Annotated in this window: 5 protein-coding genes; all 5 read right to left on the reverse strand. The window is 39.6% G+C overall.

Translation table 11 applies throughout. The features are described 5' to 3' along the window. Positions 1-675: 675 nt before the first annotated feature. Entirely contained in the window at positions 676-2,157 is a 1,482-nt protein-coding gene (locus IQ246_RS26625) for a hypothetical protein (protein WP_194006304.1), read from the reverse strand. 260 nt (positions 2,158-2,417) lie between these two features. Beyond that, a complete protein-coding gene (gene gntD, locus IQ246_RS26630; RefSeq protein WP_194006305.1) occupies positions 2,418-3,461 on the reverse strand; it encodes a guanitoxin biosynthesis L-enduracididine beta-hydroxylase GntD in 1,044 nt (347 codons plus the stop codon). Positions 3,462-3,473: 12 nt separating this feature from the next. Continuing rightward, positions 3,474-4,610, reverse strand: coding sequence for a capreomycidine synthase (gene vioD, locus IQ246_RS26635; RefSeq protein WP_194006306.1), 1,137 nt, complete (start codon positions 4,608-4,610; stop codon positions 3,474-3,476). Positions 4,611-4,917: 307 nt separating this feature from the next. Next, positions 4,918-6,231, reverse strand: coding sequence for an MFS transporter (locus IQ246_RS26640; RefSeq protein WP_194006307.1), 1,314 nt, complete (start codon positions 6,229-6,231; stop codon positions 4,918-4,920). Between the two features lie 240 nt (positions 6,232-6,471). Beyond that, positions 6,472-9,943: non-ribosomal peptide synthetase (locus IQ246_RS26645; RefSeq protein ID WP_194006308.1), on the reverse strand; the 3,472-nt coding region annotated here is incomplete at its 5' end.

Genomic DNA, 9,943 nt, shown 5'->3' on the forward strand with positions numbered 1-9,943 from the left:
ACCGTCGAACAAAGATTTCTGGGGCACAATGGAAACGAGAAAATGTTCCTCAAGTCCTGGCTCATCGCTCTGCTTACCTCAATGGATTATTGTCAGTTTGAGCCACTTCAAAAAGTGAGATGCTCCCTGATGCCGAATATACAACTTTATTTTCATTGCGCCATTGCTCTACCACCTCCTCACCATAAGTGAGAGGTTAAAGTGATGAACATTTTGTCAATAAGCAATAGTACTTAAAATCATGCTGAAAATGGGGCTAATCAACAGAATTTTTGGGCGTGCGATCGCGTCATATTTAAAAGCATCATTCGTTTTTGCATTCAAAACAAGCATTGAGTTTTATTTAAAACTCAATATCTCAGCAAATTTTCAGCCAAGTTACTAATTGACAAAATATTTTTTGTCTTAACCTCTCACTAATGCCTCCTCACTTACCCAGAAAGTAATACTACCTTGTTGCTTGAGTGCCGCATCGTAGGATTCCCAATTACTAACTTTATACCTGGCTTTGGCTTTCGTGTTCATAGTCAGGTTGTCAGGGTCTTTAGTAGAGAAGGGATATTGGATAGGTATAATTTACCATTTTCCTTAATCGTGCAACAACGCCTCACACAGCTAGTAAATCTTATATTTAGTCAACCCGTAACAATACCACAAAACTTTTTTGCAAGAGGTCTATTGAGTATTGGCAGTGAGTGATAAAACAGGGATAATTTGGATACCACGATATAGTAATAAACTATCCAAAAATTTGCACACATCTTCAATCTGGCAATTTTTACTATTACTCTCAGCAATTACTGTGCGGGAAAATTCCAATATTTCTGCTACACTTTGAACTTCTCCAGAATTTATTTTTCTAATTAATATCGGAAAAATTGGATGTGGACTAACACTTATCCCAATTCCATTAACAAATATAAAAGTTTCATATTCGTCGATAATTCTGTATAAGATTACACGCCTAGGATAAATCTGAATATAATCATCACTTTCCAAATTCTCTATTTTATCGGACATAATTTCAGGTGCTGACAATGGGAAAAATCCATAAGAAGTCAGCATAGTCAACCATAGTTTTATACTCGCTCGTTCCATAATTTTAGAGCCTACAAACCATTTAAACTTCTTAGCTGCTAACTGAATTGATTCAGGAGTTTGTTCCGCACTTCCTTGCAAATCATCAGGATTAAAAAAACATTTACCAGTAATTTTTTGACTGGGAACAATCGATAATATAAACGATAAGAAGTAAATCGAGGCTCGTAGTATTGGACTAGCTGGGTAATTCTTGTAATCATCCCCACTGAGCAGTTTTATTTCTTCAACCACTTCATTCCATTCAATCAATGCTCGAGTAATTTTTTTCCAGAAAAATCCTTTAATCGAATCTCCATATAAATCTTTTATTTCTTGATGAAGAACCTCTAATAACCCACGCACAACAGGACCGTCAGGATTAACAGCAATAACTATGGAAACATCCCCTCCTTTAGAATCACCAACATGCCATCGATTTGAACGCCAATATATCATTCCTCCCGCCTCACATTGGAGGAGAGTAGAGTCTTCTAGAAAGTCCTGATAATTTTTAGCTCCCTTGAGCTTAGGATGTTGATCGGCAAATTCTCTTGTCCATATTCTCATTGACTTACCACCTATTATGGGAAAATAAAATGCACCTTCTTGATCAATGTGTACAGAAAACGGAGTAACCTGATAATTTCCATAAAATACAGAATAAAAATGGCCGTAACTCACGTAGCCTAATTCTGTGTACAGACTTTGCAAAAATTCATAAGTCCAATCCCAAAGAGTGTCATTTACCCTAATAGCATCAATAATTAATGTATAATCCTGCCCATTAAGTAGAGAGCGAATTCTCTCATTGTAATTATTGAATGATTTATCTTCTTTTCTTGGTAAAAGAATATCTGCTTTTTTGAGTTTTTGCTCATTAAATCCAATACAAAATCGCGTTCTTCTATGTACATCATCAGCAGTATTAAATTCGTTAACAAGTAGGTTAAATAAATCATCTGAAACTATAGGAATACGAATCAAAGAATCTTTAATAGCTAACTCTTCTTTCTCCCATATTGTCGATACAAATTCGCTCCAGAAGTTTTGAGATATGCCATTCTGTGTGGTAGTCATAATTTCTCTCTCTTTTTTACAAAATCAATCCTGTTTTTCAACTACTTATAAGTTCGTATTCAGAACTTACTGACATGAATCTAAATGTTTAGCCAATACGGTTCGGTTAACGTTTTAATCTTTTGAAGATCCCCCCAACCCCCCTTAACAATCAGGGCTTTTAACCCTCTTTTTTCCCCTTTTTAAGGGTGTCACCGTAGGCCGGGGGATCTTAACCGAACCGTATTGAATGTTTAGCTTCTTGTTTTCTTGTTTGATATCTACAAAATGATTCTCGATGTGCTTGTAGCTCTTGAATCTCTTGACTTTCTGAGGTCTCTTGTGATGTTTACTCGTTTAAGCCATCGGTCTTTACCATCATAGTTAGCTTGAAATGGATTCCTTCCATGAACAACTCTGTAATTATCGATCAAACAGTAATCTCCAGGTTGCAAAACAACGGGTTCAATGTTTCTATCTATTTCCCTAACTAAGGCATCCAAAGCAGTTTGAGCTTCTTTCTTATCTCTTAATTCATCCATGAAATAGGGGTCAAGACGTAAATATGGCGATTCAGGAGAGCCAAATAAAACCGAAATCTTATTTCCTGAATTTGAATTCATTTTATTGATTTTTTCATAAGCTAAATTAACTAAGTTTTCTGCTTCTTTTTGTCTTGATTCCTTTCTGACATCTGACTCATTTTTTTCTAAATGAGATTCATCTGGACGGATGTAAAAATATGGTTTTAGCAACATTTGAATCTGTTCATACTTGAGTTGCTCTACATTTAATTTTCCAAAAGTTGTCGCAACTTTATCAGGGTTACGTAAGCACATAAAGATAACATAATCAGCTCGGTAAGGATGAAAAGCATCTTCGTTATGCCACCATAGTGTTTGGCTACTTCCACATCCTAATTGTTCATTTTCATGAGTTTTAATGGGAAATATATCATGCACAATATATCCATCTTGCTGAGTAGACCAACCAAAAACTTCTCCCAACAAAGAGCCATATAATACAAGTAAAATTTGCTCCCCTAGAGTGCGTGAAGTGTCAGCTTTCCATTTCCAATGATTTGGTGTTAAACCAATTGTAGAATCATCAATCGGATAGCCTGATATTATGACATTCCCTGGCATGTCTTCAGTTAATTTAAAATTGTTGATGAACTCGCGGACTCGCCAAGGTAGTTCATGTGCAAATAGAGAAGCCTCTTGAAGAAAATCAATATCTTCTACATTACTGTATTTTGAGGTGATATCTTTCAGTAGTGATTGAATATCACTAATTTCTTGATTAGTTAATACAAGCCTGGACATGATTTTACTCCTTTAACTGTGTGTTAGTTGGGTATTGGAATGATAAATCTTTAATAATTTCGACAAATGCGAAAGACCAGCTTCTAGCTTGCTTGTAGAACCACCAAATCCTAAACGCACATGATTTGGATGATGAAAACAAGTACCAGGTAAAAGTAAAACTCCATAATGATTGATCAGATGATGGCAAAAAGCCTCAATATCTGAAATACCTAGGAAGCGTGGAAAAGCAGTTACTCCACCTTGTGGTTTAATCCACTCTACAAACTCTTGATTATTTTCAAACCACTCCGCGAGAATTTGGCGATTAATGCGAGCTTGTTGACGACGAATATTTAAAAGACAATCTGCATTTTCAATAGCACGTTGAGCAACTATTTCAACTAATGGTGAAAGCGCAAGACTAATATAGTCACGTAAATGAATGCACTCTTCTAATACGTCAGGTGCAGCCAAACACCAACCAACTCTTAATCCTGGTAAACCGTAAGCTTTAGATAAAGTGCCAAATGAAATGGCTTTGTCATATAACAAAGTAACTTCAGGAAGTGAAGGAGTCTCGTATGTTAATTCAATAAATGCTGCGTCCCATGCAAGGTAAGCTCCTATTTTATCTGCCAAGTTAATCAATTCTGCTTGCTGTTCTACACTCACTGATACTCCAGTAGGATTGTGAGGAAAATTCACAATGATCATGCGTGTATCTGGAGTAATTAAACTTTTTAACTCCTCAAAATCGGGAGCAAATTGTTGCTCAAATCTTAATTTCCAATATTTTAGTTGACAGCCAATAGATTCAGCGATGTGAACAAGAGAGTGGTAACTAGGGTCTAAAACTACTACTTCATCACCAGGTTTTAATAGTGCGTTCATTACTAGGAATATGGCTTCACTCGAACCGTTAGTGGCCATGACTTGTGAGATGTCTCCGTTTCCCCAGCGTTGGGCGATCGCTTTTCGCAATCCCAAACTTCCTAGAGAAGGACTGTCATGGAAAATCAACTGATCAAATTCCTCTTGCTTGAAACCAATTAGCTGGCGCAGATCGGCCATTGAAAAATCTTCTACACCACTACCACTAATATCGATTTCATTAGTAAAGTAGTAGTCGCGTAACCAATTCTCTAACGGAGCTTGGGCAATTTTCATGATGCTAATTCCTTATTAAATAAAGTGTTCATTGGACTTTTGAGGTAATCGTAAGTAAGTCTGCACGATAAAACTAAGGTATGTTAAGATTTGTAAAAAATTTGGGTCGATTCACTTATAAGCCCTTTGCTGACTCTAAACTTCGTTACATAGATTAATTTATTAACGCCGACTTATTTAGTTGATACCGCATTAAACTGATTAAGAAATTGAATCGAAAAATCAAGATTTTTAGGCACCTTTGACGACCAGAATTAACAATTTAAAAAATAGTAGGATAGGTTCATATATCTGAAATTTTTAGCGTTTAGCAGTCATCTATAAATCGCAATGGTTTGTATAAATAACTATAAATTGTTACTATTATTTGAAGTATTCCGAACAATATAAACAATAATCCAATGCCCCGCCCTGGTCCAACGCCTATCATCCTGCCAATGCTGCCAGATAATGGGCCACCACTCACTAAAAGTGGCTCGAATACATAGTCAGCTAAGGGGCCTGCAAAGAGATAGGCAAGTGTTAAGGACGAGCTAGTTATCATTTCCTGCAAAGCAAAGACTCGTCCCTGCACATTAGGTGCTATTTTGCTCAGTAATAAAGCTTGACTACAGCCAGCAATCAAAGGAAAACACAACAAACCTCCAAAAATTGCTATTGTGATCAATGTTACGGAGGGACGCAAACCAGCCAAAAATATGCAACCTCCTAGTAATATTCCAAATCCTAAAATGCAGTACACACGCCTCTTTGGTCCTCCCCATGCGCCCATGACAAGACTACCTACTAACGTTCCGATACCACCGATGGAGAGTATAGAACCAGCTGTTGCGGAGGAAACAAACGTTAGAAGCATAGGTATCAGAAGTATGCTGATGCTTCCTATAATAAAGTTGCTGGCAGCAAAATACAGTAATAGCCCCAATAGACCGGGATATGCGCTGATGTAATTCCAGCTATAGATCACATCACTTTTTAGCGAGCCTATCCCTTGATAAGCTCCGATAGTATTTGTGGTTGTAATTTTGCGTTTGGGAAACCTAACAATTAAGAGTGTACCAAGAGAAAAGAAATAAGTTACGAAATCAATTAAGAGTATGCCCTGCATGTGAATTGTCAAAATCAGTATTCCTGCCAGTGCTGGGATGAAAAGTTCTGTTAATGACTCCCCGATTTGTACTATGCCACTGGCACGGCCAAGGTGCTTCTTAGAGACAAATAAAGTAATAGTAGTGTTAGAGGCTAGGTTATGAAATACGTTGCAAACTGAAATGACAGATACGGCAACACATATATACCAAACCTGGAGGTGACCACTGAAGAACAGCAGTGCAATAAACAGAGTAGCCACAGCAGCACCACTATCACTCAGAATCATTATCCTACGTTGATCCCAGCGATCCACAAATGCCCCGGCAACAGGTGATACCAAGATAGGAGGCACTATACTAAATAAAGCAATGAGGGCATACTGAGTAACCGAACCAGTTTGTTGATAAACCCATAAATCAATGGCAAAGGTGGTAAGTCCTGAACCAACGAGCGAGACAAATTGTCCCAACCAGATAATCATGAATCCCTGTAATCTACGTAGTTCAAGAGTTGCAGCATATTTGGTCATTCCTATTCCTTCCTCCTACATAGAGTGAATAAAAAACAATTCCTAACAGTGGTCAAATGTCTACTCTTAATCCAATATGCTTGGTGTTAGAGCCAAAAAACTTAAAGAGCGTAGGTTGGGTTAAGGAAAGTAGGAGCAGCTTTCCCCTAAGGTAACCCAACATTTCCGGGAGTTTGTTCGGTTTCGTTCCTTAATTCAACTTACGATTCTCCTTGCCAACTGTTTGCTTTGAAATAAGGCTTATCCAAACGCAATCATCGGAGAAGGGGCACTTAAGTAACCGCTACGAATGAAGTATGAAAAGTAAGTACTAAGCAGCTCAGCATTGACTGTTGAACAAATAATTGAAGTGCCTGCAAGCCCATTCAGCGTGTTTTGGCAGCCGAACTGTGGCTGTTTTGTTTGGTCAGGCATTTGCTCTTCAGATATCGTTCCATCAAAAAGATCGACAAGAGGATATAAAGCATTTTCTGAAGAACAGTTAGTAACATTGATTAGCTCTGCTCTCCACTTTTCATATGAAATTTGCTCAAGTTGATAGCCAAAAGATTTCATCCACTCAATAAGTTTGCTGAAATGAATGGAGTGGGGATTAACTATGTGAAAAGCCTTCGTCAGTGATTCTGGCTGCCTCGATAAATGGACAATCGCTTTGCTAACATAGTCTACAGGAGTTAAACTCAGCATTATGTCTATGTCTGGAATACTTCCGAGTTGGATGCAGCCTTTTATGGTCATCCAGATGAAGTCTTTTGTTTGACAAGCGCCTGTTTGGCTATGCCCTGATATACTTCCAGGTCTATAAATACATACAGGAAGACCTCTGGAACGCGCAATCATGACTAACTTTTCAGCAACCCATTTACTTTGACCGTAGCCGTCAAGACCTTCACTGCGTTCGAGGTTGTCTTGTTCTAGGATTACCTGCTCCTGAGAATAACTATTTGAAGAAAAAACAGAGAGACTGGAAATCAAATGCACAGGTTTCACCTTAATTTGAGTCGCTAATCTAAGGACTTCTTGTGTTCCTAAAACATTAGTTGCTTTGAGTGCAGAGTACGGGGAAATAGCATTAACTAACGCGCCATTGTGATAGATAATATCGATTTTACTTGCCATCATTTGAAACTGCTCAAAGGAAAGACCCAAAAGTGGCTGAGACAAATCTCCTACAATGGAGATGATTCTGGAACTAAAATGTTCATTCCATAGCAAATAAGATTTTAGGTTGTTTTCAATTTTCTTCTTAGCTTCTTTAACATTGGAAGAACGTACTAGGCAATAGATGTCTGCCTGAGTTTGCTCAAGGAGTTCATGAAGTAAAAAAGCTCCTAAAAAGCCCGTTGCTCCAGTTAACAAGATGCAATTAGGCTCGGTTACATACTCAATAAGTAAGTTTTTGGGACAGATGCTTGGGTCTAAAACAGCCTCGGCGTTTAAATCTGTGGCGGCATATACGCCAATTGCGTCGAAAGTATCTGCTTTACCCATAAGGTTGATGGCTTGACACATACCTGCCACGGTAGGCGTTTCAAACAAACTGCGTAGGGGCAAGTCTATACTGAAAGCTTCGTGTAAGCGAAAAATAACCTGAGTGGCAAGTAAGGAATGTCCTCCCAATTCAAAGAAGTTGTCGTGAATGCTTAGTCGTTGCAACCCAAGAACTTCTGACCAGATGGCGGCTACTATCTCTTCAGTTGCAGTGCGTGGTGTAACAAAGCCAGTTTCTATACTTCTGTGAGAGGTATCCGGTGCTGGTAAACTGCGGCGGTCTACTTTGCCGTTGGCGGTCAGGGGTAAGGTATCCAAGAATACGAAAGCCCCAGGAATCATGTACTCTGGCAATTTCTCTTTGAGGAATTGTCGCAGTTGGGTAATGGTCGGTGTTTGTTCTGGATGGGTGACTAAGTAGGCGACTAAGCGTTTATTGCCGGGAATATCTTCACGGGCAATTACCACAGTCTGCAATACTGCTTCATGTTGGTTCAGTACTGTCTCGATTTCTCCCAACTCGATGCGGAAACCACGAATTTTTACTTGGTTATCAATCCGTCCTATGTATTCAATATTGCCATCTGGCAGATAACGAGCTAGGTCTCCAGTTTTGTACAGCCTTGTTGCCTCTGGGTCATTGCTAAAGGGGTTGGCGATGAATTTCTCTTGTGTCAACTCTTCACGGTTGAGATATTCCCGCGCCAAACTCTTGCCACCAATATGCAATTCTCCAGGTACACCGATGGGTAAAAGTTGCAAATGGGAATTCAAAATATAAACTTGAATATTACTAATTGGACGACCAATGTGAGGTAAAGTATTTTGCTGTTGAGCAGCCATTACCATAGCCGAAGTCGTCACCACAGTATTCTCAGTCGGCCCATAATTATTCACCAACTTAAACGGAATCGTCGCCGAAGGATAATCATGCAGTCTATCCCCACCAGTGAGGATGATTCGCAAAGCACAATCATGATTCCATCCCAGAGATAACAAACCCTCTGTTAACGGTGTCGGGACAAAACTGACAGTTATTTGCTGCCCAATCAACCAATCTTGCAAACCGTGGAGTGAACCTAGAATATCCGATGGTACTAAATAAATACTCGCTCCTGCACTCAGATAAGGCCATAATTCCCACACCGAAGCATCAAAAGCTGTGCCTCCTAGCTGGGTAGCACGGTCTTGGCAGGTAATTGCAAAAGTCCGTTGATGCCAAAACACTAAATTCAGTAAACTCTGATGCGGGATTAATACACCTTTAGGCTGACCTGTAGAACCAGAAGTGTAAATCACATAAGCTAAATTAGCTGCTTGCACGCCACTAATAGGATTGTCTACATTCAACTCATGAATAAAGTTCCACTCAGTATCCAAACAAACAAGTTGTACTTGATGCTTTTGTAATTTCTCGACTAGTCGCTGTTGCGTCAGTACTACCTGAACCTGAGTGTCTGTGAGCATGAAGCTTAAGCGTTCTTGAGGATAATCCGGGTCAAGAGGCACATAAGCCCCACCCGCCTTGAGTATCCCCAACAGTCCTACTAGCATTTCCAAGGAGCGTTCCACACAAATACCCACCAGCACTTCCGGTCTGATACCCAAAGAACGCAGGTAATGAGCCAGTTGATTGGCACGGTTATTCAACTGTCGGTAAGTTAGTTGCTGGTCTGCAAACACCACTGCCACTGCATCTGGTGTACGCTCCACTTGCGACTCGAATAGCTCATGGATGCACTGATGTTGGGGATATTCTGTGTGCGTGTCATTCCATTCAAACAGTAATTGCTGGCGTTCAGGTGCCGTCAGCATTGGTAATTCCCCAATTCGCTGTTCTGGGTGAGCGACAATCCCTTCCAGTAAGGTCTGGAAATGCCCCATCATTCTGGTAATCGTTGCCGCATCAAACAGGTCACTGTTATATTCCCATGAACCTACCAATCCACCAGCCGTTTCCTGCATAGATAAAATCAAATCAAACGCCGCTGTGGAATTTTCTGTAGCCCAGGGACTCAGAGTTAAACCTGGAAGTTCCATCTCTGACAATGGCGTATTGTCCAGTTCAAACATCACCTGAAACAGAGGTGTATGACTTAAGTTGCGTTCTGGCTGTAATGCTTCGACTACAAGTTCAAAAGGCAAGTCTTGATGAGCATAAGCCGCCAAGGTCATTTCCCGGACTCTGGTAAGTAACTCCCCAAAACTGGGATTACCTGAG

Source organism: aff. Roholtiella sp. LEGE 12411 (genome assembly GCF_015206995.1).
Taxonomy (GTDB): Bacteria; Cyanobacteriota; Cyanobacteriia; order Cyanobacteriales; family Nostocaceae; genus Komarekiella.